The 25511-nt window shown below is 47.1% G+C and carries 39 protein-coding genes; 4 read left to right on the forward strand and 35 right to left on the reverse strand.

Annotated features, from left to right (window positions below):
• Window positions 1-33: 33 nt before the first annotated feature.
• Window positions 34-1545 carry a glutamine synthetase family protein gene (locus tag PREMU_RS00935; RefSeq protein WP_007572394.1) on the forward strand — a complete coding sequence of 504 codons (1512 nt, stop codon included), beginning with the start codon at window positions 34-36 and terminating at the stop codon, window positions 1543-1545.
• Between the two features lie 124 nt (window positions 1546-1669).
• Here PREMU_RS00935 and ltrA read toward each other — a convergent pair whose 3' ends face one another.
• The 9 genes from ltrA to PREMU_RS00980 form a co-directional block, all read right to left on the reverse strand.
• Complete coding sequence (gene ltrA, locus PREMU_RS00940; RefSeq protein ID WP_007572400.1) at window positions 1670-3115, reverse strand: group II intron reverse transcriptase/maturase; 1446 nt, start codon at window positions 3113-3115, stop codon at window positions 1670-1672.
• A 493-nt stretch (window positions 3116-3608) separates the two neighbouring features.
• Window positions 3609-4040 carry an acyl-CoA thioesterase gene (locus PREMU_RS00945; protein ID WP_007572402.1) on the reverse strand — a complete coding sequence of 144 codons (432 nt, stop codon included), beginning with the start codon at window positions 4038-4040 and terminating at the stop codon, window positions 3609-3611.
• Complete coding sequence (locus PREMU_RS00950) at window positions 4037-4585, reverse strand: 2-oxoacid:acceptor oxidoreductase family protein (protein ID WP_007572404.1); 549 nt, start codon at window positions 4583-4585, stop codon at window positions 4037-4039. Before PREMU_RS00950 ends, PREMU_RS00945 begins: the two co-directional genes overlap by 4 nt.
• A 47-nt stretch (window positions 4586-4632) precedes the next feature.
• Window positions 4633-5400: a thiamine pyrophosphate-dependent enzyme gene (locus PREMU_RS00955; protein WP_007572406.1), complete on the reverse strand. Its 768-nt coding sequence runs from the start codon at window positions 5398-5400 to the stop codon at window positions 4633-4635.
• Window positions 5390-6481, reverse strand: coding sequence for a 3-methyl-2-oxobutanoate dehydrogenase subunit VorB (locus PREMU_RS00960; protein ID WP_007572407.1), 1092 nt, complete (start codon window positions 6479-6481; stop codon window positions 5390-5392). Before PREMU_RS00960 ends, PREMU_RS00955 begins: the two co-directional genes overlap by 11 nt.
• Entirely contained in the window at window positions 6478-6720 is a 243-nt protein-coding gene (locus PREMU_RS00965) for a 4Fe-4S dicluster domain-containing protein (RefSeq protein ID WP_007572410.1), read from the reverse strand. The genes PREMU_RS00960 and PREMU_RS00965 overlap by 4 nt, the downstream gene beginning before the upstream one ends.
• A 7-nt stretch (window positions 6721-6727) precedes the next feature.
• A complete protein-coding gene (locus PREMU_RS00970; protein ID WP_007572414.1) occupies window positions 6728-6916 on the reverse strand; it encodes a tetratricopeptide repeat protein in 189 nt (62 codons plus the stop codon).
• Window positions 6917-7020: 104 nt separating this feature from the next.
• Entirely contained in the window at window positions 7021-8676 is a 1656-nt protein-coding gene (locus PREMU_RS00975) for a class I adenylate-forming enzyme family protein (RefSeq protein WP_050796449.1), read from the reverse strand.
• Between the two features lie 153 nt (window positions 8677-8829).
• On the reverse strand, window positions 8830-9579 hold the full coding sequence (locus PREMU_RS00980) for a LytR/AlgR family response regulator transcription factor (protein WP_007572418.1): 750 nt from the start codon (window positions 9577-9579) through the stop codon (window positions 8830-8832).
• 326 nt (window positions 9580-9905) lie between these two features.
• Between PREMU_RS00980 and PREMU_RS00985 the strand changes: the two genes are divergently transcribed.
• The 3 genes from PREMU_RS00985 (at window position 9906) to PREMU_RS00995 (ending at window position 12543) form a co-directional block, all read left to right on the forward strand.
• Entirely contained in the window at window positions 9906-10544 is a 639-nt protein-coding gene (locus PREMU_RS00985) for a porin family protein (RefSeq protein ID WP_007572422.1), read from the forward strand.
• A gap of 886 nt (window positions 10545-11430) precedes the next feature.
• Window positions 11431-11751: a hypothetical protein gene (locus PREMU_RS00990; protein ID WP_223918535.1), complete on the forward strand. Its 321-nt coding sequence runs from the start codon at window positions 11431-11433 to the stop codon at window positions 11749-11751.
• 117 nt (window positions 11752-11868) lie between these two features.
• Window positions 11869-12543, forward strand: coding sequence for a hypothetical protein (locus PREMU_RS00995; protein ID WP_007572426.1), 675 nt, complete (start codon window positions 11869-11871; stop codon window positions 12541-12543).
• A gap of 200 nt (window positions 12544-12743) precedes the next feature.
• Here PREMU_RS00995 and rplQ read toward each other — a convergent pair whose 3' ends face one another.
• From rplQ to rplW, 26 genes are all read right to left on the reverse strand, one after another.
• On the reverse strand, window positions 12744-13292 hold the full coding sequence (gene rplQ / locus PREMU_RS01000; protein ID WP_007572427.1) for a 50S ribosomal protein L17: 549 nt from the start codon (window positions 13290-13292) through the stop codon (window positions 12744-12746).
• Between the two features lie 30 nt (window positions 13293-13322).
• Window positions 13323-14315 carry a DNA-directed RNA polymerase subunit alpha gene (locus PREMU_RS01005; protein ID WP_007572429.1) on the reverse strand — a complete coding sequence of 331 codons (993 nt, stop codon included), beginning with the start codon at window positions 14313-14315 and terminating at the stop codon, window positions 13323-13325.
• Between the two features lie 18 nt (window positions 14316-14333).
• Window positions 14334-14939 carry a 30S ribosomal protein S4 gene (gene rpsD / locus PREMU_RS01010; RefSeq protein WP_007572431.1) on the reverse strand — a complete coding sequence of 202 codons (606 nt, stop codon included), beginning with the start codon at window positions 14937-14939 and terminating at the stop codon, window positions 14334-14336.
• A gap of 37 nt (window positions 14940-14976) precedes the next feature.
• Complete coding sequence (gene rpsK / locus PREMU_RS01015) at window positions 14977-15369, reverse strand: 30S ribosomal protein S11 (RefSeq protein ID WP_007572433.1); 393 nt, start codon at window positions 15367-15369, stop codon at window positions 14977-14979.
• A gap of 20 nt (window positions 15370-15389) precedes the next feature.
• Entirely contained in the window at window positions 15390-15770 is a 381-nt protein-coding gene (gene rpsM, locus PREMU_RS01020) for a 30S ribosomal protein S13 (RefSeq protein ID WP_007572435.1), read from the reverse strand.
• Between the two features lie 135 nt (window positions 15771-15905).
• Window positions 15906-16022 carry a 50S ribosomal protein L36 gene (gene rpmJ, locus PREMU_RS01025; protein ID WP_007572438.1) on the reverse strand — a complete coding sequence of 39 codons (117 nt, stop codon included), beginning with the start codon at window positions 16020-16022 and terminating at the stop codon, window positions 15906-15908.
• A 29-nt stretch (window positions 16023-16051) separates the two neighbouring features.
• A complete protein-coding gene (infA, locus tag PREMU_RS01030) occupies window positions 16052-16270 on the reverse strand; it encodes a translation initiation factor IF-1 (RefSeq protein WP_005844106.1) in 219 nt (72 codons plus the stop codon).
• Between the two features lie 135 nt (window positions 16271-16405).
• Window positions 16406-17746, reverse strand: a complete 1341-nt coding sequence (secY, locus tag PREMU_RS01035) for a preprotein translocase subunit SecY (RefSeq protein ID WP_007572439.1) — start codon at window positions 17744-17746, stop codon at window positions 16406-16408.
• Between the two features lie 2 nt (window positions 17747-17748).
• Window positions 17749-18195 carry a 50S ribosomal protein L15 gene (gene rplO / locus PREMU_RS01040; protein WP_007572440.1) on the reverse strand — a complete coding sequence of 149 codons (447 nt, stop codon included), beginning with the start codon at window positions 18193-18195 and terminating at the stop codon, window positions 17749-17751.
• A gap of 23 nt (window positions 18196-18218) precedes the next feature.
• Window positions 18219-18395 carry a 50S ribosomal protein L30 gene (gene rpmD / locus PREMU_RS01045; protein WP_007572441.1) on the reverse strand — a complete coding sequence of 59 codons (177 nt, stop codon included), beginning with the start codon at window positions 18393-18395 and terminating at the stop codon, window positions 18219-18221.
• A gap of 16 nt (window positions 18396-18411) precedes the next feature.
• On the reverse strand, window positions 18412-18924 hold the full coding sequence (rpsE, locus tag PREMU_RS01050; protein ID WP_040557927.1) for a 30S ribosomal protein S5: 513 nt from the start codon (window positions 18922-18924) through the stop codon (window positions 18412-18414).
• Between the two features lie 6 nt (window positions 18925-18930).
• On the reverse strand, window positions 18931-19275 hold the full coding sequence (gene rplR / locus PREMU_RS01055) for a 50S ribosomal protein L18 (RefSeq protein WP_007572444.1): 345 nt from the start codon (window positions 19273-19275) through the stop codon (window positions 18931-18933).
• Between the two features lie 22 nt (window positions 19276-19297).
• Complete coding sequence (gene rplF, locus PREMU_RS01060) at window positions 19298-19870, reverse strand: 50S ribosomal protein L6 (protein WP_007572445.1); 573 nt, start codon at window positions 19868-19870, stop codon at window positions 19298-19300.
• A gap of 15 nt (window positions 19871-19885) precedes the next feature.
• A complete protein-coding gene (gene rpsH, locus PREMU_RS01065) occupies window positions 19886-20281 on the reverse strand; it encodes a 30S ribosomal protein S8 (protein ID WP_007572446.1) in 396 nt (131 codons plus the stop codon).
• Window positions 20282-20428: 147 nt separating this feature from the next.
• Window positions 20429-20731, reverse strand: a complete 303-nt coding sequence (gene rpsN, locus PREMU_RS01070; RefSeq protein ID WP_007572447.1) for a 30S ribosomal protein S14 — start codon at window positions 20729-20731, stop codon at window positions 20429-20431.
• Between the two features lie 5 nt (window positions 20732-20736).
• Entirely contained in the window at window positions 20737-21291 is a 555-nt protein-coding gene (gene rplE, locus PREMU_RS01075; protein WP_007572448.1) for a 50S ribosomal protein L5, read from the reverse strand.
• On the reverse strand, window positions 21291-21608 hold the full coding sequence (rplX, locus tag PREMU_RS01080; RefSeq protein WP_007572449.1) for a 50S ribosomal protein L24: 318 nt from the start codon (window positions 21606-21608) through the stop codon (window positions 21291-21293). Before rplX ends, rplE begins: the two co-directional genes overlap by 1 nt.
• 19 nt (window positions 21609-21627) lie before the next feature.
• Window positions 21628-21993, reverse strand: coding sequence for a 50S ribosomal protein L14 (gene rplN / locus PREMU_RS01085; protein WP_007572450.1), 366 nt, complete (start codon window positions 21991-21993; stop codon window positions 21628-21630).
• Between the two features lie 2 nt (window positions 21994-21995).
• On the reverse strand, window positions 21996-22253 hold the full coding sequence (rpsQ, locus tag PREMU_RS01090) for a 30S ribosomal protein S17 (protein ID WP_007572451.1): 258 nt from the start codon (window positions 22251-22253) through the stop codon (window positions 21996-21998).
• 8 nt (window positions 22254-22261) lie between these two features.
• Window positions 22262-22456, reverse strand: coding sequence for a 50S ribosomal protein L29 (gene rpmC, locus PREMU_RS01095; protein WP_007572453.1), 195 nt, complete (start codon window positions 22454-22456; stop codon window positions 22262-22264).
• Window positions 22457-22458: 2 nt separating this feature from the next.
• On the reverse strand, window positions 22459-22887 hold the full coding sequence (gene rplP, locus PREMU_RS01100) for a 50S ribosomal protein L16 (protein WP_007572455.1): 429 nt from the start codon (window positions 22885-22887) through the stop codon (window positions 22459-22461).
• Window positions 22888-22901: 14 nt separating this feature from the next.
• The gene (gene rpsC / locus PREMU_RS01105; RefSeq protein ID WP_007572457.1) at window positions 22902-23633 is read right to left on the reverse strand and encodes a 30S ribosomal protein S3; all 732 of its coding nucleotides are present in this window, start codon (window positions 23631-23633) and stop codon (window positions 22902-22904) included.
• Window positions 23634-23638: 5 nt separating this feature from the next.
• On the reverse strand, window positions 23639-24046 hold the full coding sequence (rplV, locus tag PREMU_RS01110; RefSeq protein WP_007572466.1) for a 50S ribosomal protein L22: 408 nt from the start codon (window positions 24044-24046) through the stop codon (window positions 23639-23641).
• Window positions 24047-24076: 30 nt separating this feature from the next.
• Window positions 24077-24346, reverse strand: a complete 270-nt coding sequence (gene rpsS / locus PREMU_RS01115) for a 30S ribosomal protein S19 (RefSeq protein WP_007572474.1) — start codon at window positions 24344-24346, stop codon at window positions 24077-24079.
• Between the two features lie 20 nt (window positions 24347-24366).
• Complete coding sequence (gene rplB / locus PREMU_RS01120) at window positions 24367-25194, reverse strand: 50S ribosomal protein L2 (protein WP_007572476.1); 828 nt, start codon at window positions 25192-25194, stop codon at window positions 24367-24369.
• Window positions 25195-25201: 7 nt separating this feature from the next.
• Window positions 25202-25498 carry a 50S ribosomal protein L23 gene (gene rplW / locus PREMU_RS01125; RefSeq protein WP_007572478.1) on the reverse strand — a complete coding sequence of 99 codons (297 nt, stop codon included), beginning with the start codon at window positions 25496-25498 and terminating at the stop codon, window positions 25202-25204.
• Window positions 25499-25511 lie beyond the last annotated feature (13 nt).

Below are 25511 nucleotides of genomic sequence, written 5' to 3' on the forward strand. Positions count from 1 at the left end.
TCTGTTGGCGGCCTCCACTAAACCAAAACCATTATGAACGACAACCAATTAATCATGAACGCCAATGTTGTGATCGACAAATTGCAAATGGCACCAGAAGACATCACACGCGAAGATATTCTCCATTTCGTCAGGAAGAATAGTATCCGTCGTGTTAACTTCATGTATCCGGGCGGTGATGGCAAAATCAAGACGCTCAATTTCGTGCTCTCCGACCTTGACCATCTCCAGAGCATTCTCACTTGCGGCGAACGCGTTGACGGGTCCAGCCTCTTTTCGTTTATCGAGGCTGCAAGCAGCGACCTGTATGTCATACCTCGCTACTCCACTGCGTTCCTCGACCCTTTCAGTGAGGAACCCACGCTCTGCATGCTTTGCTCCTTCTTCAATCGCAACGGACAGCCACTGGAATCCTCACCCGAACATACACTGAGAAAAGCGGTAGAGACTTTCCGCACAGCGACGGGAATGGACTTCGAGGCCATGGGAGAGCTGGAATACTACGTTATCCGGCAAGCTGACGATAATTACAAAGCCCGTGACCAGCATGGATACCATGAGAGTGCACCCTATGCTAAAATGGGTGCGTTCAGACAGAAGTGCATGGATTACATTGCCAAGGCCGGAGGACACATCAAATACGGGCACTCTGAAGTAGGAAACTTTGAGCTTGGCGGACTACTCTATGAGCAAAATGAGATAGAGTTCCTACCCATACCTGCCATGCAGGCTGCCGATGAGCTGCTCATCGCAAAATGGGTGATACGCAATCTCGCATGGCAAGAAGGCCTCAACGTCACCTTCGCGCCGAAGATTACCACCGGCAAGGCTGGGTCAGGTCTTCACATCCATATGCGGCTCATGAAAAATGGTAAGAACATGCTTCTCAACCATGGAAAGCTCAATGACAACGCACGCCGTGCCATAGCTGGATGCATGGAGCTGGCACCCAGTCTCACCGCTTTTGGCAACAAGATTCCTACAAGCTATTTCAGGCTTGTACCACATCAGGAAGCCCCCACCAACATTTGCTGGGGCATGAGCAACCGCTCTGCACTGGTCCGCGTGCCGTTAGGCTGGACATCAGGTGTAGATATGAGTCACGTCACCAATCCCTTGGAGCAAGAAGTGCCCTACGAAGAGCGTGGTAGCGCAAAGCAAACGTTTGAGATACGCTCCGGTGACGGTTCGGCAGACGTCTATCAGTACATTGCCGCCCTCTGTGTGGCCTGCCGCCATGGCTTTGAGATGCCAAATGCTCTCGAAATAGCCGACAAGACTTTCATTGATGGCGACATCAACGATCCCGCGCACGCTGCACGCCTTGCGCAACTTGACCATTTACCCGACTCCTGCTGTGCGTCCGCAGAACGCCTGCAACAGCAACGGGCCATCTATGAGCAACATCACATCTTCTCACCCAACATGATTGACGGCATTATAGAAGAACTCAGATCATACAAGGACCAAACGCTTCGCGATGATATCGCCAATGACGACACGAGAATCCTCAAACTTGTCGAGCAGTTCTTCCACTGCGGATAATCATGTCGCTTTATTATATCTTCATGCCGTGACGCTTCTGTTCAAATAGGCATCAGCCTGAACATACATAATCGAGTAGGAGGAAAACGAAGTAGTTTTCTTCCTACTTTCGTTTTCCGACCTCTCACACCACCGTACATGCGGTCCCGCATACGGCGGTTCCTATTTTGGGGTGCCATTCGAGATACGTCCCCATTAAAGTAGCATACCCTGCTGCACGTAGATTGTTGTTACTTATTGCAGTTGCTAAAATAGGACTATTAGCTATATGCCAATAACCCTTACGAGTATTACCCCATTCGTATGCTTGGTATTTATTAATACCACATCTAATGAGGTTTGCCACTTTTGTCTTGACTTTCTTCCAAGCTTTCCATATACACATGCGTATTCTACGTCTTAACCATTCGTCTGTTTCAAGCAAGAGACGCTTCATATTGGCAAGGTGATAATAGCCAACCCACCCTCTTATGTATTCTTTCAGCTTTTGCTTTCTCTTGGCATATCCCCATCCATTGCTGCGACTTGTCAGTTCTTTCAACCTTGACTTCATCTTGGCTTTGGATTTTGGGTGCACAGTGAGTTGGCATTTGCCTTTCATCACATAAAAGGAGTAGCCCAGATATTTCACTCCACGTACATACGACACTACGGTCTTTTCCTTGTTGACTCTGAGATATAGAACATTTTCTATAAATCGGGTTATAGACTCCTTCACTCGCATTGCAGCCCTTTTGGACTTACAGAATATCATCGAGTCATCGGCATAGCGTACAAAGGGAAGCCCTCTGCGTTCAAGTTCTTTGTCCAATTCGTTGAGTATGATGTTACTCAACAACGGACTTAGCGGTCCTCCTTGGGGAGTTCCCTCTTCGCTCGCTTCAAACAAGCCTTTGTTCATTACACCACTTCGGAGATATTTGTGTATAAGACTGACCACTCTGCCGTCTTTTATCGTACGGCTGAGAATTTCTATGAGTTTGCTATGGCTCACGGTATCGAAGAAGCGTTCAAGGTCAAGGTCTACTACATATATGTAGCCTTCATTAATTATACTTTGCGCTCCTCGTATTGCGTCATGGCATCCTCTTCTCGGACGGAAGCCGTAGCTCGTCTTGGAAAATTGGTTCTCATAGATGGGGGTCAATACTTGGTTTATGGCTTGTTGCACCAAACGGTCTACTACTGTAGGTATTCCCAACAGGCGCATCTTGCCATTGTCTTTGGGTATTTCTACCCTTTTCACTGGGTTTGGACGGTAAGAGCCGTCCATCAAGGAACGGATGAGCAAGTCCTTATTGGTCAATAGCCATGGGAGCAACTGCTCACACGACATCTTGTCGATACCACCACAGCCTTTGTTTCTCATAACTGCCTTGTAGGCTCGGTTGAGATTTGAAGGGCTAAGGATTTGCTCGAAAAGGTGTTCCTTGTCGAATGGTACTTCCACGATGTTGTCTTCACACATCCACATGTAGGTCTGCACTCCCCCATACCATTCGGTTTCCGACCTATCTCTTTGGGGGCAGCCATTAACTTGGGATAATGTTTTCTGCATTCTTTCCTTCATGAGGTATGTTTCAATTACTATCGCTTGATTGTTAGGTTCAGCCCTTCATGCAACGTTATCGAGTATTGCACTACTATGGCGTCTGCTGACTTCTCACGGCAAGCTTTACTCCACTTCTTTCGTAAAAAAAACTATTTGAAGTGTCCGTGAGACCTCCTCGGATAAGGGCATTGTCTTTCCATCTTATACCCACTTCATTTACACCAACCGTTCCGAATAGCTATAGGGCTTTGATTTGTTTAGCAACCTTACCCACGGTCATATGCCTTGTATGAAGTTTCTGTTCGTTAGGTCAGATGTTTGCCGCCGGCTTCTTTCAGATTCCACCTCACGATGGACGCCCTTGCCTTTGGCTATGTAATTCCCGCTATTAAGGCTTACTCGGGACTTGCACCCGTTAGACAATACTCATGCCGAGCATACTAAAAGGAAGGAGGATATGTCAAAATTGACATATCCTCCTTCCTTTTATAGTCCTTTAAAGATTACTGTATCAGAGTTTGCGGCCTTCAAATCTCTCTATCATCACGCGCCACTCAGGAGTGAAAGCGACGGTCTTCTCCTTGTCTGTATCAAAGAGCACCATGATGGTCTCACCGATGCATTTCACCTCACCGTCCTTGCCTACAAGCTCCTGTCGGAAGGTAAAGCTGGTGTGACCGATATGGGTAATAGCTGATCTCACAATGACTTCATCGTCCTTCGTGTAGACCTGATGCATGAAATTGGCATCAAGATGAACGGTGACAATAGCATACTTATCCGTGATCTCATGGCACACCTTGCGGAAATAATCCATCTTCGCTGTGTCATAGTACTGGAAGTACATCGTGTTGTTGACGTGTCCAAAAGCATCCGCGTCCATCCAGCGCAACTGGATGGGCATGGAATGATGATACTCTATCTTTAATTCGTGATCTGTCATACACACTGCTTGATGATTTTCTTTCCTTCAGCCACGGCCTCCATATTCAACGGAATAAGGTCGTGATGGCGCTCGGGCAATGTCTTGTAAAGCGCATGTTCCAAGGCATCGTCCGGCAGGAAGGAGCCTGTGACCTGAAGCAGTCCTCCAAGTACGATCATATTGAAAACCTTATTGTTATGCATTTCTGCCGCCTTTGCCATAGCGTCAATACGATAGATGGTAATGTCTCCGCGCAATGGAGAATTGACGATACCATTGCCGTCATAGATGAGCAAGCCGCCAGGCTTCACCTTCGGCAGGAACTTATCAAGCGAGGGCTGGTTAAGGACGATAGCGATATCGTAACTGGAGAGTATGGGTGAGGAAATACTGTCGTCGCTGACAATAACCGTCACATTGGCTGTTCCACCACGCTGCTCAGGACCATAGGCTGGCATCCATGTCACATCCTTGCCGGCAACAAGGCCGCTGTAAGCAAGAATCTTTCCCATAGAAAGCACACCCTGACCGCCAAAGCCACTGATGATAATTTCTTTTTTCATTTTCTTTGAAACTTTTAATGCGGGCATGATGGCCGCCCGCCAACCCATTAGATGCCCGTTGTGTCTTTTAAGTCACCTTTCTTATAATATTCAAGCATATGCTCCTCCAGCCATTTGTTAGCATTAACCGGAGACATTTTCCACCCACTGGAGCACGTAGAGACAATCTCCACCAGTGATGAGCCTTTGCCTTCCATAGATGATTGGAAAGCTTTGCGAATGGCCCGTTTTGCCTTGCGAATGGCCGCCACAGTCTCTACGCTCTGACGACTGACGAAGCATACACCATCGAGCTGTGCGGCTATCTCCGTTATTTTCAATGGATAGCCGTTGAGTTCAGGATCACGTCCGAAAGGACATGTCGTCGTCTTCTGCCCAATAAGGGTAGTCGGTGCCATCTGTCCACCTGTCATGCCATAAATGGCATTATTGATGAAAACTATAGGGATGTTCTCCCCACGGTTAAGCATATGCAGTGTCTCTGCTGTGCCTATGGCCGCAAGGTCGCCGTCACCCTGATAGGTGAAGACAAGACGGTCGGGCCAGCAACGCTTGATGCCGGTTGCCACCGCTGGCGCACGGCCGTGGGCTGCCTCTTGCCAATCGATATCTATGTAGCGATAGGCAAACACAGCACAACCTACAGGGCTCACGCCAACAGTTTTGTCAGCCATACCCATCTCCTCAATCACTTCTGCCACAAGTTTGTGGACCACACCGTGGGAACAACCCGCACAATAGTGCATCGGCGTGTCATTCATTAATCTCGGCTTGGCATAAACCAAGTTCTCCGGGGCTATGATATCATTCTGCATAACTTTGTAATCTGTTCAGTGCTTCTTTTATTTCATTAGGATCGGGTACGATTCCGCCCTGCCGGCCGTAATGCATCACGGGCACACGGCCATTGACAGAAAGACGGACATCCTCAATCATCTGGCCAGCATTCATCTCCGCCACAAGAATACCCTTGCAGCGATCGGCCAGCGTCGCAATCTGTTTCTCCGGAAACGGCCAGAGAGTAATAGGACGGAAGAGTCCCACCTTGAGGCCCTCTTCACGGGCAAGCTCTACGGCTTTCTCCGCGATACGCGCCATACTTCCGAAAGCCACGACAACATACTCAGCATCGTCCATACCGATGGACTCGTAGCGCACTTCCTTGTCTTTACACGCTTGATACTTCTTCTGTAAATGAATATTACGCTGTTCCATCACCTCGGGTTTCAGTTCGAGCGAGGTGATGATATTTGGCCGGCGTCCTCCCATTCTTCCGAAGGAAGCCCAAGGATAACGCTTCATGACCTCCTCATCAGTGAGACGCGGCTTCATCGGTGGCAACACTACTTTCTCCATCATCTGTCCGATGACACCATCGGAAAGAATCATGACGGGGTTACGGTAACGGAATGCCAGTTCGAAGGCAAGGCCCATAAAGTCAGCCATTTCCTGCACACTGGCAGGAGCGAGGACAATGACATTATAGTCGCCGTTGCCGCCGCCACGCGTTGCCTGGAAATAGTCGCCCTGCGAGGGCTGAATCGTACCCAGCCCAGGGCCGCCACGCTGTACGTTGACGATGACACCTGGAATCTCTGCACCAGCCATATAACTGATGCCCTCCTGCATGAGGGCAATACCAGGTGAAGAACTCGTTGTGAATACGCGCTTACCGCTGCCACCGCCGCCGTACAGCATATTGATCGAAGCCACCTCACTCTCTGCCTGCACCACCGCCATGCCCGTAGTCTCCCACGGTTTCAGCATGGCGAGCGTCTCTATTACCTCAGTCTGCGGGGTAATAGGATAACCGAAAAACGCATCGGCACCACAACGAATGGCAGCATGCGCCAGGGCCTCATTGCCTTTCATCAGCATCACTTCCTGTTGTTTCATGCCTTCTCCTCCACTTTTTTACGATATACAGTAATACATCCATCGGGGCATACTACCGCACACGAGGTGCACCCTGTGCAGCAGTCAGCCTTTGCGCTGGGCTGTGCATAGGGATAGCCGTGGACATTAACCTTCATACTTTCCAGCTCAATCGCCCCGACAGGGCAGGCTTCCACGCATTCCGCGCAGCCTTTGCATCTGTCGGTATCAACGACGATAGCTCCTTTAATCTTTATCATCATGCTTTTAAGGGTTGTAATAATCGCGACAATAGAAAGCGACAATCTCTTCCGTCATCTGCCTCGCAAACTTTGCGGGGCCATCAGGATTGAGCTGTTCGGCACGCATATAGCATTCTATAGCATGTTGCCAGTCTTGCTGGCTACGATACTCATTGCCTCTCTCGTACCATTCTTTGTCAGACGTTGATTCCATATGTAATTTGTTAACGTTAGGAAGTCCAGAAATCCAGCCTAATATTCCAAGAGTTACAAGCCGCAGGATATTGTTAATGCCATGACTTCTGGGCTTCCAAAGACTTATACCCTGTAGAGCAGCCCGTTGACGAGATCGTCTTTCGCAATGGCCTTTATGCGGACATGCAGTTTCTTCCCCGTGGCATTGCGCGGTATCTGCTCCACGAAGCGGTAGAAACGCGGACGCTTAAAGTTAGCAATATCCGGTGACTCCTTGCAGAACTCATCGAGATCTTCCGGCGTGAGGCTCTTGTCCTTACGCACCACGTAAGCAGTGACAACCTGACCACGTATCTTGTCAGGCACATAAGTCACGATACTGTCGGCCACCTTCGGATGCTTGTTGAGCACCGCCTCAATCTCCGTCGGATAGATGTTCTCACCCGAAGAGATAATCATATCATCCTTACGACCCAAGATGGTGATGTACTGGTGCTTATCCCATGTAGCAAGGTCGCCGGTATAGATAAAGCCTTTATAATATTTATTTCTTGTCTCCTCTTCATTGTTGAAGTATTTGTACGGTGACTTTGCAGGAGAAGATATGATGACCTCACCGGTCTCCTCACTGTCCATTGCCACAACCTCATCGGGCTCAGCCTTGTGGTCGTCGTAGATCTTCACCACACGCACATCGTCGTCGACCATGGAAGCACCGGCTGTTCCGGCATATTCAGGCAGATCGAATGGACGAAGGAATGTGTTCCACAGCGTCTCCGTGGTGCCGTAACCGTTGTAGATGTTCGGTGTGAGCAGGCGCTGATAGCGCAGGCAAGCCGAACGCTCCAGAGGTGATCCCATGGTGATGATACCCGAAAGAGAGGAGAGGTCGTAGTCGTTCCTCTCTTGGACATCTGAAAGTTCCTCAAGCACGGTAGGCACGCCAATGACAAACGTGATATGATAGCGTGACACATAACGAAGCGTGTTGTCGGCATCAAACTTGTTCATCACCACCAGCGTGGCACCGGCGTAGAACGTCGGGCACGGACCGCCACAGTGGATACCGCCACGATGGAACCACGGCGTGGTGTTCATCGTCACATCCTTGAAGCTCATGGGGAAGTGGATCATGATGTCGTGGGCGGAAAGTACTTCGTTCACAGAAGTCAATGGCACGCCCTTCGGACGACCTGTGGTGCCGGATGTATAGAGACGGGTTGTCTCATCATAAATATTCTTTGTACCCTCGCACTCTGGCTCACGGTTGGACGCCGCCGCCACATAATCGTGATAAGAGATGACGCCGCCCTCGGTCAGACCATCAGTGACAATGAGCCGACGAGGCTTCAGACCCGCTATCTTCACAGCCTGCAGCACCGTCTCCTTGCGCTTCTCATCAAAGAGGACGACCTTCGGCTTGGAGTCACTAAGATTATGTGCCAGCTCACCCGGACTGAGACGGAAGCTCACGGGGGACATCACACTGCGAATCTTCTGCGGAGCAACATAAGCAAAAGCGAACTCCGGACAATTCTGCGTCATCACCATGATAACATCTCCCTTGCCGAAACCGTCTTTCACCAAAGAGTTAGCAAGGCGGTTGACCTCATTGTCAAGCTCCTTATAAGTCCATTGGCGACCCGACTTCGGGTCAATCATCGCCATGCGGTCATAGTATCGGCGTACGTTGCGGTTAAAGCCCTCAATCCAAGTGTAATGTGCTTCAAAGATCTCCTTGAACGACTCAGGTGCGTTCGGTGTCCTTTTGTCTTTCATCGTTATCTGTTTATAATTATTATACCATTTGCAGGGACGGCCAGTACCCACCATACCCATTGGTTATTGCAAAAGTAGCCAGATAACGAGGAGAAGATGTCAAAGAAAGCAATATAAATTACCGAACTGTCGTTTTATCGTGATGAATCGTCATTATTTACCGAGCCATTTGCACACTTTCTTACGTTGTGTGCGACTAACAATAATTTCAGGATAGTCATCGCCATAGAGCTGGAGGCGTATTCTTCCATTGGGCAGACTGTCGAAGCCCTTGACCTGGCTTCGTGGAAGAATATATTTTCGATTGACACGCATAAAAGCTATTGAATCGAGCTGAATAGCCACCTCTTCCAGGGTCTTCTCTAAAGGGTAAGACGATCCGTCCATAAGATACAGATACGTTGTCTTATCCTCAGAAGAAACAAACCGTACCATTGAGGTGGGGATTCGCCTGGCTCCCGTGGCCGTTCCGACCCACAAACAACGATTATCATCTGAGAATAGGCTGCCATGTTGGTCCTGTCTGTGGTAAGCAGGCTGTCTCAACCGCATCGACCTCCGAATAGCCATGGAGAGCTGGTGCTCATTCACAGGCTTCAGAAGATAACACAGACTGTTGTACTCGAAAGCCCGTAGGGCATACTCTTCATGTGCGGTTATAAAGATAATGGGAATGTCGTCGGGCGCATAACTGAGTGCATCAAACACAAGTCCATCCCGCAGTCGGATGTCTGCTATGATGAGATCAATGTCCTGATGATAGGAGAAAAACGCGCGTCCCTCCTCCACCGACGACAACACGCCCGCGATCGCATGGTCGGGGGCAATAGACTGAAGCATGTGGCGGAGAAGCCGATAGCTGTAAGAATCATCCTCAAAGATAACAATCGTCAGCGGCATCATGAAGAAATATCGTATTGTCTATTGATATATCGTATTTACAAAAGTAATGTTTTTCCTTATAATCTCCGCCAAAAAGATCATAAATATTATGCATCATTTATTAAAACATAATAAAAAGAGAGTTGGATATTTGCGCGTAAAAGAATAAATGGCTAATTTTGGACGCGTTTCAGGAAAGTTGTTATCAACCTCAAGCTTGGTCAAATGGTAATATAAGTTAGCCGATTTAACGACCATCCTTCAATTCCCGATCATACTATTAAAATAATATAGAGAAGATCTATCCATGAGGGTAGATATAATTTCTAATTTAAAAAAGAAGAAAAATGAAAAAGAACATTTTATTGGCATTCGCTGCCTTGCTTCTTTGCGCAACCACAGCCTCCGCTGCCATGCCTGTGCGCAAACATCGCACTTACCGCCGCACAACCACTACGCGCGTGTACCACAGCTACATGTCCAACTCCGATCATGCTATCGGGTCGTTCAACCTCCAACCTAAGGTGGGACTCAACGTCACAGGTATTACCAGTGGCGGCAGCAGCTCAAAGTACAAATGCGGGTTCGTAGGCGGGCTCGAGGGGGAGTATCAGGTCACCAGAGTGCTCTCGCTGTCCGCAGCCCTCGACTTCTCCATGCAGGGATACAAGAGTGAAGTGAGCTCGAGAGGCGTCGATCTGACCCACACCACATCACTCAACTACATCAACATCCCGCTCATGGCGAACTTCTATGTAGCCAAAGGCTTCGCCCTGAAGTGTGGTCTGCAGCCTGGCTTCAACGTGGCTGATGACAACACAGGGGCCAACAGCGTCGATCTCAGCATACCTATCGGCATGTCGTATGAATTTAACAACGTTCAGCTCGACGCCCGCTACAACATTGGCTGTACGGATATTTGGGACAACAGCGGCAGCAAGAATAGCGTCTTCCAATTCACCATCGGATATAAGTTCGACCTCTGACAAGAGAATCAATACTTATTCTGGACAGGGAGCACGACGGTCATCGCCGGCCATGCTCCCTGTTTTTATGTATGAAAGACAATTAGGCTGGAGAGAGATGACCAAAGCGTGGTCATGCGATGACCAAAGCGTGGTCATGCGATGACCAAAGCGTGGTCATGCGATGACCAGGCTGTGGTCAGAGAAGCATTGCAGTTTAATAACTTTCGTAAGGGTAACGAATCGTCACGTCCGTGAGACCTCCTCTGATAAGGGCATTGGCTTTCCATCTTATACCTGCTTCATTTACAATAACTGTTCCGAATAGCTATCGGGCTTTAGTTTGTTTGGCAACCTTACCCATGGTCATATGCCTTATATGAAGTTTCTGTACGTTAGGTCAGATATCCGCCACCGGCTTCCTTCAGATTTCAACTCACGGTGAACACCTTTGTCTTTAGCTATGTAATAATAAGATCTTACAGAATCCTATTTCTGTAGCAGCTGCCATAGATCTATTTAGAGGTTTACATGAAATACCAGTAAGACATATATCTTCTGGCCGAGTGTATCTGCTTTCGCAAATTGATGCTCAATGGGGAGGCATCGTCATAGATAAGAAATATAATGATAAGAAATATAATGCAGATATTAAAAATATTTTAAAATGAGATTCTTACGGATATTACTAATTCTAATATTAGTCTGTTGCATTAAACTAACATATGCACATACATTGCCGGGAAATAACGATAGTGGCTTTGTTTTACAACCACATGTAGGCATTGCTGTGTCGAACCTTAGTGGATCTGGCCTTAATTCAAGAGTGGGTCTTTCTACAGCTCTGGATCTAATCTATACGGCCAATTCGTTAGTCAATTTGAAGTCTGGTATAGAATATACAGTAATGGGTGCTAAAGATGGATATAGCAAATTGGCTCTTGGATACATAGACGTTCCTGTAATAGCGGACTGGAGGGTTTATAAAGGTTTGTATGCAGGAACGGGAGGAATACTTGGTATTAATTTACTTGACGGGAGAACAGATTTTCTCTTCTTCTCCAAAGCTCATAGATGTAATCTTTCTATCCCAATTGATATTGGATATCACTTAGGGAAGTGGACTTTAGAGATCAGATATATGCATGGCATAACAAATGCATACAAGGATTTTAACTATAAAAATAGATGTACATTGTTTACATTAGGATATAATATACCTATATAGGTTATGAGGAGGGAGCATAAATAATATGCTTCCTCTTATTCGACATTTTTTATTTATAAGCATAAAGGTAACGAATTCAACTATTTTTATACAAACTTTACATAGTAAAAGATAATAATGAATAGAATTTTCTTTATAATCTTTCTAAGTGTCCTTCCAAACGTATTTGTTTGGTCAAAAGCGGTTTGCCATGAGCAAAAGAAAGAGTCCTCATGTCACAGTGTATCATTATCTGGCGGTCTTACATTTGATGATACATGGAAAGTAGAATTATCTTATCGTTTTACTCCTTTCAGATATACAGGAATAGGAATCGGTATAGGATATTGGAGTCAGTATGGAAACGAAGATATACCACATGAGACCATGATATGGACTGTAAACAAAGATACAAAGGACATAGGGGACTTTTATTTGAGGCCTAACATAATGTTTTACACGCCATCTCTCTTTCATATAAGAGATTGTTATTTCACTATTTTTGCCAATCCTGGAGCCATATTAAATATACCTTACGGTAACGCAAATATAGACTTGATCGATAATACAGGTGTAGTAACAGGATCAGATAACGTACATAATTCTCATGGTAAATGGTCGGCTTTTGACTTAAGATTCGGCTTGCGATTTGGTACAGAGGATACCCACTTTTTCATCGGGTATGAATTGTCTACAATGGACGTCTATGGGATGTACCGTAGAATGGAATATAGAAATGTTAAATTCAACGATTTTTATCCGCATTGTAAAAATCAAAAGGGTCTGGTTTTTGACATTTCAGTTGGATTGTAATTTCATAAAAAACGGGAAACCTTCCTTCAGATTCCGTGTCGCCACGGACACCGTTGCCTCTGGCTATAGTCTTCCCACTATAAGGGCTTACTGGGGACTTACACCTGTTAGACAGTGCTCATGTTGAGCGTACCAATAAAAGCTCCAACCCACATGGAAAAGTGAGTTGGAGCTTTATAATAGAGTATCTAAAAAGATTCTTATTCAGCCTTAGGAGCCTCTTCTGCCTTAGGAGCTTCCTCCGCCTTAGGAGCCTCCTCCGCCTTAGGAGCCTCCTCCGCCTTTTCTTCGGCCTTAGAAGCCTCAGCAGCAGGAGCCTCAGTAGCCTTCTTAGTGCTGCGACGACTACGACGAGTCTTCTTCTCAGCCTTAGGTGCCTTAGCCATGTTCTCATCGAAGTCGACTAACTCGATGAAGCACATCGAAGCTGCATCACTCGGACGAATGCCTAACTTGATGATACGAGTATAACCACCGGGGCGGTCAGCCACGCGAGCTGCTATCTCACCAAAGAGCTCCTTAACGGCATAGCTCTTTTGAAGATAACGGAAAACAACACGACGAGAAGTCGTAGTGTCAGTCTTTGAACGAGTGATCAGCGGCTCAACATACTTTTTCAGAGCCTTGGCTTTTGCGAGAGTCGTAGTGATTCTTTTGTGCATGATCAGGCTTGTTGCCATGTTGGCAAGCATAGCAGCCCGATGGGGTGCAGTACGACTCAGATGGTTGAACTTTTTATTGTGTCTCATTTTTTTTAATTCTTAATTGGATAGTTGATTTTACTCCTTGTCCAGTTTATACTTTGATGTATCCATTCCAAACGACAGATTCAGACTCTCAAGCAAATCATCAAGCTCTGAGAGCGATTTCTTACCAAAGTTACGGAACTTCAAGAGATCAGTCTTCTGATACTGCACGAGATCAGCAAGTGTCTCGACGTCGGCAGCTTTCAGACAGTTTAGGGCACGGACACTCAGATTGAGGTCTGTGAGCTTGGTCTTAAGCAGCTGGCGCATGTGCAGGACCTCCTCGTCAAACTCCTGATTACCGTCTTTGTCGGTATTCTCCAACGTAATCTTTTCGTCAGAGAAGCACAAGAGATGGAAGATGAGAATCTTGGCCGCCTCTTTCAACGCATCCTTCGGGTGAATGGAACCATCCGTGGTGACTTCAATGATAAGGTTATCGTAGTCGGTCTTCTGCTCGACACGAGTGGGCTCAACACTGTAACGTACATTACGGATGGGGGTGTAGATGGAATCGATGGGAAGTACATTAACATCGGTGCAGTACTGGCGGTTCTCGTCAGCAGGCACATAGCCACGGCCCTTATTAATCGTAAGGTCCATCTGGAACGATGCCTTTGAATCCAAATGACAAATCACCAAATCAGGGTTTAACACTTCAAATCCAGTCAGATACTTGCCGATATCACCTGCTTTGAACTCTGTGGAATTCTCTACGGTGATACTAATTTTCTCGTTCTCGAATTCGTCTACTACTTGTTTGAATCGAACTTGCTTGAGATTCAAAATGATATTGGTGACATCCTCCTTCACACCGGGGACGGTAGCGAACTCATGCTCAACTCCACTGATACGTACAGTGTTGATGGCATAACCTTCGAGCGAAGAAAGAAGGACGCGGCGCAGCGAGTTACCGATGGTAACACCAAAGCCAGGCTCGAGAGGACGGAACTCAAACTTTCCGTAGTGGTCGTTGGCCTCCAACATCACAACTTTATCAGGTTTTTGAAATGCTAATATCGCCATTAATTCAATGATTTTTATTTATTTCGAGTACAACTCAACGATTAACTGCTCCTTGATGTTCTCAGGAATGTCAGTACGCTCAGGCACGTGGAGATACTTACCACTCTTGCTATTCTGATCCCACTCCAGCCAAGGATATTTGCTGTGGTTGAAACCAGCGAGCGCATTGTCGATGACCTCAAGAGACTTAGCTCTCTCGCGGACACCTACAACCTGACCGGGCTTTACCGAATAAGAAGGAATGTTAACCACGTTTCCATCGACAGTGATGTGCCTGTGACTTACCAGCTGACGGGCAGCTGCACGTGTGGGAGCCAGGCCAAGACGGAAGACGACATTGTCGAGACGGCTCTCAAGGAGCTGAAGCAGCACCTCACCGGTCTTACCCTCAGCCTTTGCAGCCTTGTCGAAGAGATTGTGGAACTGACGCTCAAGAACGCCATAAGTATACTTTGCCTTCTGCTTCTCGGCCAACTGCTGACCATACTCCGAAGTCTTACGGCGACGGTCATTACCATGCTGCCCTGGAGGAAAGTTGCGCTTTGACAGAACCTTATCTGCACCAAAGATGGGCTCACCGAAACGGCGTGCGATACGAGACTTAGGACCTATATATCTTGCCATAATTAATATGCTTTACTATTGTATCTATGAGTTCTGATTATACACGACGACGCTTGGGAGGGCGGCATCCGTTGTGTGGCAACGGAGTAACGTCAACAATTTCTGTCACCTCAATTCCTGCACCATGGATGGCGCGGATAGCACTCTCACGGCCGTTACCTGGTCCTTTGACGAAAGCCTTCACCTTGCGAAGACCAAGGCCATAGGCTACCTTTGCGCAGTCCTCGGCTGCCATCTGAGCAGCATAAGGAGTATTTTTCTTAGAACCACGGAAACCCATCTTACCAGCGGAAGACCAGGCAATGACCTGACCATCATTGTTGGCAAGAGACACAATGATATTGTTAAAGCTACTGTGAACATGGAGCTGACCCATAGCCTCAACACGTACATTTCTTTTCTTAGATGTTGCTTTCTGCTGTTTTGCCATAATTAAGTTCCTCCATTAGATTACTTAGTAGCCTTCTTCTTGTTAGCAACAGTCTTCTTCTTACCCTTACGAGTACGGGCATTGTTTTTGGTACTCTGCCCACGAACAGGAAGACCATTACGATGACGGACACCACGATAGCAGCCAATATCCATCAGACGCTTAATGTTCATCTGAATTTCTGAACGGAGGTCACCCTCCACTTTAAACTCAGCTCCGATAATCTCACGGATTTTGGCTGCCTGATCGTCAGTCCACTCACTGACCTTCAAGTCGCGGCTCACGCCGGCCTTATCCAATATCTTTGCTGAACTACTTCGACCTATACCATAAATATAGGTCAATGCGATCTCGCCACACTTGTTCTGGGGCAAGTCTACTCCAACAATTCGTATTGCCATTAATTGAAATAAATTGAATTAAAACTTTACTTGTGTGTTAAATTTACGCATCGAATTTGCATAAAAGCATACAAAGGTAATAAGAAAACCTATGTCAGCTTCCTTATACTGCATGACTTTACGCAAAATTAACATTTAGCCTTGACGTTGCTTCATCTTCGGGTTCTTCTTGTTGATAACAAAAAGGCGGCCCTTACGACGTACAATCTTGCAATCGGCTGAACGCTTCTTGATGGATGTTTTTGTCTTCATACCTGTATGAAAGTATATAAAATGAAAGTCTATTTATACCTAAACTCAATCCTACCCTTTGTCAGGTCATACGGGCTCATCGCTACCTTGACCTTATCACCGGGAAGAATCTTGATGTAATGCAAACGCATCTTGCCGGATATGTTTGCGATGATTTGCACCCCATTCTCTAACTCAACACGGAACATGGCATTCGACAAGCTCTCAATCACTGTTCCGTCTTGCTCTATAGCTGACTGTTTTGACATAAAACCGTTTAACTTTTATCAGTAATATTCCAAAGACTTATTCAACTCGTAAAGGCTCTCCAAATGAATATAAATTGGAAAGCCAATCATTCATTAAAGATCACGCCAATGGAAACATACTTCCAAAGACACAAATTAATATGCGCTCACAGCACCAGCCCTGCGCGTATGACCGGCATTCAAAAGTCCATCGTAGTGACGCATGAGCAGATAAGACTCTATCTGCTGGAGCGTGTCTATCACAACACCCACGGTAATCAGGAGCGATGTGCCTCCGAAGAACTGAGAAAAAGCCTGCTGCACGTTGAGCAATCCAGCCAAGGCCGGCATCACAGCAATGAAAGCAATGAACAATGAACCCGGGAACGTGATGCGTGACATCACCATGTCAATATACTCGGCAGTATCGTGACCTGGCTTGATTCCAGGAATGAAGCCATTGTTACGCTTCATGTCCTCAGCCATCTGCTGAGGATTGAGTGTGATTGCCGTATAAAAATAGGTGAAGGCAACAATAAGGATGACGTAGATGATGTTGTACAACAGACTACGGTTATCCATCAAATTGCGAACAACCCAGCTTGCATTCTCGCTCTGATACTGAACGATGGCCAGCGGAATGAACATCAAAGCCTGAGCAAAGATGATAGGCATCACATTGGCAGCGAAAAGCTTCAGAGGAATATACTGGCGGGCACCACCGACCTGGCGGTTGCCCACGAGACGCTTGGCATACTGCACAGGCACCTTGCGCGTTCCTTGCGTCAAAAGGATTGACGCACAGATGACAGCATAGAGAATGAGAATCTCGGCGATAAACATCACAAGACCACCACCCGAAATGGCTGTAAACCTCGAGCTAAGCTCCTGGACAAAAGCCTGGGGAAGCCTTGCGATGATTCCTATCATAATGATCAATGAGATTCCATTTCCAACTCCCTTGTCAGTTATACGCTCACCCAACCATAGGATGAACATTGAACCTGCAGCCAGAATGATCGTAGCAGGAATCATGAATACACTCCAAGAGATGCCGCTGGCCAACGCAGAGGTGGCCTGCATCTTCAGGTTAATAAGGTAACTCGGTGCCTGGAATAGCAAAATTGCCACTGTCAACACACGAGTGTACCATTGTATTCTCTTTCTGCCACTCTCGCCCTCGCGCTGCATCTTCTGGAAATAAGGGACTGCAACAGCGAGCAGCTGCATGACAATAGAAGCTGAGATGTAAGGCATAATACCTAATGCGAAAATAGACGCATTGGAAAATGCTCCACCAGAGAACATGTCCAACAGTGACATCAAGCCACCTTTGGTTTGCGACTGCAATTGGTCAAGCTTGGCAGGATCTATACCTGGAAGCACAACGAATGATCCGAAACGGTAGATAGCCGTAAACAAGAGGGTAATAAGAAGCCTCTGACGAAGATCCTCAACCCTCCAACAGTTCTTTAGTGTCTCAATTAGCTTTTTCATTATTAGAGTTTTGTTGCATTACCACCAACCGCCTTAATTGCATCTTCAGCAGTCTTAGAGAAGGCATGGGCCTCTACGTCAACTTTTGCCTTAAGTTTACCATTACCAAGGATCTTCACCAGCTCCTTGCCATTGGTGAGACCAGCGGCAACCAGTTCCTGGATTCCAATCTTAGTAAGGTTCTTCTCCTCAGCAAGCTTCTGCAGAGTGGAAAGATTAACGGCAAAGTAATCCTTGTGGTTGATGTTCTTGAAACCAGCCTTCGGGATACGACGCTGCAAAGGCATCTGACCACCCTCGAAACCAATCTTTCTCTTGTAACCGGAACGAGCCTTGGCGCCCTTATGACCACGTGTAGATGTTCCACCCAGTCCGGAACCCGGACCACGACCGACACGGCGACGTGAATGGGTAGAACCGGCTGCCGGCTTCAATGTATTTAATTTCATGATTACGTCTGTTTTAAAAGTTATTACTTAACGATTTCAACCAAATGATGCACCTTGCGCACCATACCAAGATTGCTGGGAGTATCCTCAATCTCAACAACCTGAGAAATCTTACGGAGGCCCAGGGCGATAAGCGTCCTCTTCTGGTCCACGGGAGCGCCGATACGGCTCTTGATTTGCTTTACTTTAATTGTTGCCATTGTTTATTGATACCCATTAACCGTTAAACACTTTATCCATAGATACACCCCGCTCACCAGCGACGGTATAGGCATCACGCATCTGAGACAGAGCGAGAACCGTTGCCTTCACCAAATTATGGGCGTTAGAAGAACCCTTAGACTTTGCAATCACATCAGAGATGCCAGCACTCTCAAGCACTGCACGCATAGCACCACCGGCTTTCAGACCGGTACCGGCAGCAGCCGGCTTGAGGAGAACACGGGCACCACCAAACTTCACCTCCATCTCGTGAGGAACGGTACCGTTGAGCACCGGAACCTTGAAGAGGTTCTTCTTGGCAGCGTCTGTGCCTTTCTGGATAGCGGCTGTCACCTCACCGGCCTTACCCAGACCGTAACCGATAACCCCTTTACCATCACCTACGACGACGATAGCAGCGAATGTAAAGGTACGACCGCCCTTAGTAACCTTCGTCACACGATTGATAGCAACCAAGCGGTCCTTCAATTCAGCGTCACTATTAACTCTTACTTTATTCATTGCCATAATCGTTTAGAAATTAAGTCCACCCTTACGAGCAGCGTCAGCAAGAGCCTGGACGCGGCCATGATAGAGATAGCCATTACGGTCAAAAACCACAGCCTCAACTCCGGCAGCCTTGGCCTTCTCCGCGAGTGCCTCACCCACCTTCTCTGCCTGCTGAATCTTCGGAAGCTTCTCCAAGCCGAGGGAAGAAGCGGAGACAAGGGTCCTGCCCTCAATGTCATTGATAACCTGAGCGTAGATCTGCTTGTTGGAGCGGAACACCGTAAGACGGGGACGCTCAGCTGTTCCCTTGACGCTCTTACGAATACGGAACTTTATCTTAATTCGTCTTTCTACTTTCTTTGTTGTCATGATTTCGTTGTCACTTTAAAAGTTACTTAGCTGCAGCTGTCTTACCAGACTTTCTGCGGATAACCTCACCCTTGAAGAGGATACCCTTACCTTTATAAGGTTCAGGCTTGCGGAAAGAACGAATTTTTGCACAAATAAGACCAAGCAACTGCTTATCGGCACTCTCCAGCAAAATCTGTGGGTTCTGGTTACGCTCAGACTTTGTCTCCACTTTCACCTCCTTGGGAAGCTGCATGAAGATAGGATGCGTGAAACCGAGCGAGAACTCAAGAAGATTACCCTGATTGGATACACGGTAACCTACACCCACAAGCTCAAGATGCTTCTGGAAGCCCTCACTAACGCCTACAACCATGTTGTGGACAAGTGAACGATACAGACCATGGAAAGCCTGCTTCTGCTTATAATCTACGGGACTCTTTTCATCAACCTCAAAGGTTATCTGACCATCGTTCTGAACCATCTTAATTGAAGGATCCAGATACTGTGAAAGCTCACCCTTAGGACCCTTTACGGTCACTACATTCTCCTTCGCATCGAAGTTAACAGTAACTCCGGCGGGAATACTAATTGGCAATTTACCTATTCTTGACATAATTAAAACCTCCAATTAATAGACATAGCAAAGGATCTCACCGCCAATCTTCAACTCGGCAGCTTCCTTGTTAGTCATAACCCCCTTAGATGTAGACAGGATTGCAATACCCAGTCCGTTGATAACTCTCGGCATGTCTTTATAACCGGTATAACGGCGAAGACCTGGAGTGGAAACACGCTTCAAGTTCTTGATGGCGTTCTCCTTCGTTTGAGGATCGTATTTCAGTGCGACCTTAATAGTTCCCTGAGGACCATCCTCCACGAACTTATAGTTCAAGATGTAACCCTTCTCGAAGAGAATCTTTGTAATCGATTTCTTCATGTTTGACGCAGGAACCTCAACCACGCGATGATGCGCCATAATTGCGTTTCTGAGCCGTGTCAGATAATCTGCTATTGGATCTGTCATAAATATAAATGTTTAATTAATCGGGACCACCCCGACAATATTAAATATGAGTTCTTAAGTAGAGAAGTATTAGTTTTTAAGTCTTAAGAACTGAGACTGAACTTCAGAAACTCAGAAATCTACCAACTTAAAAACTAATAGTCTATCTTACCAACTTGCCTTCGTTACTCCAGGAATGAGACCCTGAGAAGCCATCTCACGGAACTGGATGCGGGAAATTCCGAACTGACGGATATAACCACGTGGACGTCCTGTGATCTTACAACGATTGTGCTGACGGATGGGGTCTGCATTCTTAGGAATAGCCTGCAGTTTGCGAGCTGCCTCATAAGCCTCTGCTGGATCGTTGGAAGTAGCAATAATCTTCTTCAGAGCCGCACGCTTCTCAGCATAACGAGCCGCGAGTTTGGCACGCTTTACCTCACGTGCCTTCATCGATTCTTTTGCCATATCTCTTAGTCGTTTTTAGCATTTTTGAACGGGAGGCCGAAAGCCTTGAGAAGAGCATAACCTTCTTCATCGGTGTGTGCCGTAGTAACGAAAGTGATGTTCATGCCTTGAAGGCGACTGACCTGATCAATATTGATCTCAGGGAAAATAATCTGCTCATCAATACCGAGTGTGTAATTACCATGGCCGTCAAGCTTAGAATTGACACCCTTGAAGTCACGGATACGAGGCAGAGCAATCTTAACCAAACGCTCCAGAAACTCATACATACGCTCACGGCGGAGAGTCACCATCACGCCAATAGGCATCTTCTTACGAAGCTTGAAGTTAGCGATATCCTTCTTAGAATAAGTGGCAACTGCTTTCTGGCCTGTAATAGCAGTCAATTCATTGACTGCTACATCAATAATTTTCTTGTCCTGTGTAGCATCGCCAAGACCCATGTTAATCACAATCTTCTTTAGGACAGGGATCTGCATGGCAGAAGAGTAGTTGAACTGCTGCTTCAAAGCAGGAGCGATCTGCTCACTATACTGTTTCTTTAACTGTGCTGTATCCATTACTTGATCTCCTCCCCTGACTTTTTAGCGATACGGATAACGTTCTTGCCCTCGTGCTTAACAGAAATGCGAGTAGCCTTTCCGCTCTTCGGATCGATAAGACTGATGTTTGAGATGTGAATAGGAGCCTCCTGCTTGACAATGCCTCCCTGAGGATTCTTGGCTGAAGGCTTCGTGCTCTTGGAAACCATGTTGACACCCTCAACAATGGCACGGTTCTCTTTCACAAGCACCTTGAGCACCTTACCCGTCTTGCCCTTGTCTGCACCGGCAATGACAATAACGTTGTCGTCTTTCTTGATATGTAACTTACTCATTTCTTCTTTCATTTAAAGATTAAAGAACCTCAGGTGCGAGGGAAACAACCTTCATGTTGATAGCACGAAGTTCACGTGCCACTGGGCCGAAGATACGGCTGCCACGGAGCTCGCCAGCATTGTTGAGCAACACACAGGCGTTGTCGTCGAAACGAATGTAAGAACCGTCCGGACGACGAATCTCTTTCTTGGTGCGAACGACTAATGCCTTAGATACTGCACCCTTCTTCAAGTCACTGCTGGGAAGAACATTCTCAATTGCAACGACGATTACGTCACCGACACTTGCATAACGACGGCCGGTACCACCGAGTACACGAATGCACATGGCCTCACGAGCACCACTGTTGTCTGCTACTGTAAGTTTTGTTAATGCCTGTATCATAATTACTTAGCCTTTTCAACGATTTGTACTAATCTCCATCTCTTGGTCTTAGAGAGTGGACGAGTCTCCATGATTTGAACTGTGTCACCCATATGGGCCTCGTTCTTTTCGTCGTGAACGTGATACTTCTTCGTCTTCTGAACGAACTTACCATAAATGGGGTGCTTCTCCTTGAACTTAGCGGCGACGACGATGGTCTTGTCCATCTTGTCGCTAATAACGACACCTTGTCTTACCTTTCTTAAATTACGTGTTTCCATCTGTGTCATTATTTATTAAGTTCTCTTTCGCGAAGCACTGTCTTCATGCGTGCTATATCACGACGCGCAGCTTTGATCTGTGACGGATTCTCAAGCGGCGAAATCTGATGGTTGAGCTTAAGCTGCTTATAAGCTGCCTCAGATTGTGCCAGCTTCTCGCGCAAGTCCTTGTCGGCGAGTTCTGTGATTTCTTTGATCTTCATTATTATGCGTTTTTGTCGTAATCACGACGAATGACGAATTTTGTCTTAACAGGCAGTTTCTGAGCTGCGAGACGCAGTGCCTCCTTGGCAACATCCAAGGTCACGCCCTCTACTTCAAAGAGGATACGTCCAGGAGTCACAGGTGCCACCCAGCCTGCTGGATCACCCTTACCTTTACCCATTCGGACGTCTGCCGGTTTACGAGTGATAGGCTTATCAGGGAAGATACGAATCCACACCTGACCTTCACGGTTCATATAACGGTTGACAGCGACACGGGCGGCTTCAATCTGGCGGCTGTCCAACCATTTGCTCTCAAGGGTCTTGATGCCGAATGAGCCGAAAGCCAACTGTGTGCCGCGATGGGCGTTCCCTTTATTGCCACGTCCATCCTGCGGCCTTCTATATTTTACTCTTTTTGGCTGTAACATTGTAGATAATTCTTTTAACGATTATTGTTTCTACGCCGACCACCACGGTTGCGACGGTCCCCATCGCGGCGTGAGCCACGGTCGCTACGATCCTGCTGGAAGTTAGGAGCGAGATCCCTCTTACCATAGACCTCACCACGCATAATCCAAACCTTGATGCCGAGAAGTCCTACCTTAGTGAGGGCCTCAGTCTGGCAATAGTCGATGTCAGCGCGGAAAGTGTGCAATGGCGTACGTCCTTCCTTGAACATCTCTTTACGTGCGATCTCGGCGCCGTTAAGACGACCGGAAATTTGAACCTTGATACCCTCTGCACCAGCGCGCATGGTGTTCTGAACAGCCATCTTGATGGCACGACGATATGCCATGAGGTGCTCAATCTGGCTGGCAATATTCTCACCAACGATAGTAGCGTCAAGCTCCGGACGCTTCACCTCAAAGATATTAATCTGGATATCTTTCTTATAGAGTTTCTTCAGCTCTTCCTTAAGGGCGTCCACATCATGGCCGGCCTTACCAATGACGATACCGGGGCGGGCAGTGCAAATAGTGATGGTGACGAGCTTGAGAGTACGCTCGATGATGATGCGAGAAACCTGGGCCTTCTCAAGACGCTTCTTCAGATATTTACGAATCTGACGGTCTTCAACGAGATTGTCGCCAAAGTTCTTGCCACCGAACCAATTTGAATCCCAACCACGGATAATACCAAGACGGTTGCTAATTGGATTTACTTTCTGTCCCATTCTATTTAATCTTTATCGTCATTAGTTTTGGCATCCACGAAAAGTGTGACGTGGTTTGAACGCTTACGGATTCTGTAACCGCGTCCCTGAGGTGCCGGCCTCATACGCTTCATCGTTACGCCTTCATCCACGAAGACCTTGCTGATATATAGCTCACCATCCTCTGCCTTGCGATCGTTTTTGGTCTCCCAGTTAGCGATAGCAGAGCGAAGCAGCTTCTCCACATCCTGTGCGGCGCGCTTCTTCGAGAACCTGAGCACGCCAAATGCACGGTTGACCTCCATTCCGCGGATCATGTCTACCACGTAGCGCATTTTACGGGGAGAGGAGGGCACGCCAACGAGCTTGGCGAAGTATTGATTTTTACGGGCTTCCTTTAATTTCTCAGCCGCAATATGTTTTCTTGCTCCCATTATTGTTTGCTTGATTAATGCTTATCCCGATTACTTCTTGTTGTTACCGGTGTGACCGCCAAAGCGACGGGTGAGCGCGAACTCACCGAGGCGATGACCCACCATATTCTCAGTAACGTACACGGGGATAAATTTGTTACCGTTATGAACTGCAATCGTATGACCCACGAAATCGGGTGAAATCATACAAGCTCTGGCCCAAGTCTTTACGACGCTCTTCTTGCCGCTCTCGTTCATGGCAAGGATTTTCTTCTCGAGCGAGACATTGATGTACGGGCCTTTTTTAAGTGAACGACTCATAATTTGCTCTGTGTTTTAAATTACTTCTTGTTAGCCCTCTCAATGATATACTTATTCGAGAGTTTCTTCGGTGCACGAGTCTTGAGACCCTTAGCGTACAAGCCCTTGCGAGAACGTGGATGTCCGCCACTCTGACGGCCTTCGCCACCACCCATTGGGTGATCAACAGGGTTCATGACAACACCACGGTTGTGAGGACGCCGGCCAAGCCAACGCGAACGACCGGCCTTACCGGATTGTTCAAGAGCATGGTCTGAGTTACCAACGCTACCAACAGTAGCCTTGCAGGCCGAAAGGACCTTACGGGTCTCACCTGAAGGGAGCTTAATGACGCAATAGGTACCCTCACGAGAAGTAAGCTGAGCAAAGTTACCAGCCGAACGGACAAGAAGAGCACCCTGACCCGGACGCAACTCAATGTTGTGAATCACGGTACCCACAGGGATGTTTGCAAGAGGAAGGGCGTTACCAATCTCAGGAGCTGCCTCAGCACCCGACATCAGCTTGTCACCAACCTTCAATCCGTTAGGAGCAATGATGTAACGTTTCTCACCATCTGCGTAGAACAGAAGGGCGATACGGGCAGAACGGTTAGGATCATACTCGATCGTCTTCACTACAGCAGGAACACCATCTTTCTCTCGCTTGAAGTCAATGAGACGATACTTCTTCTTATGACCACCGCCAATATAGCGCATAGTCATCTTACCGGTGTTGTTTCGACCACCGGTTGAACGCTTACCGTAAACGAGAGACTTCTCTGGCACGGATGCAGTAATCTCCTCGAACGTGCCAATAACTTTGTGTCTTTGACCCGGAGTAGCCGGGCTGAATTTACGTACTGCCATTTTTTATTTAGATATTGCTGTAAAAATCAATAGAGTCGCCGCCCTTCAAGGTAACATATGCCTTCTTGAAAGCGGGCTTCTGGCCACGAACAAGACCAGCCTTGGTATAACGACTTGAACGTTTACCGGCATAACGTGCTGTGTTCACGGCTTCCACCTTCACATTGTAAAGACTCTCCACCTCTTTCTTAATCTGGAGCTTGTCGGCGTCAGGACGGACAATAAAACCATAGCGGTTGTTGTTCTTCTCTGTGATCTTGGTCTGCTTCTCAGTGACCAGGGGCTTGATAATAATCTGTGCCATGTCTTTTTTCCCA

It is taken from the genome of Hallella multisaccharivorax DSM 17128 (assembly GCF_000218235.1).
GTDB classification, from domain to species: domain Bacteria; phylum Bacteroidota; class Bacteroidia; order Bacteroidales; family Bacteroidaceae; genus Prevotella; species Prevotella multisaccharivorax.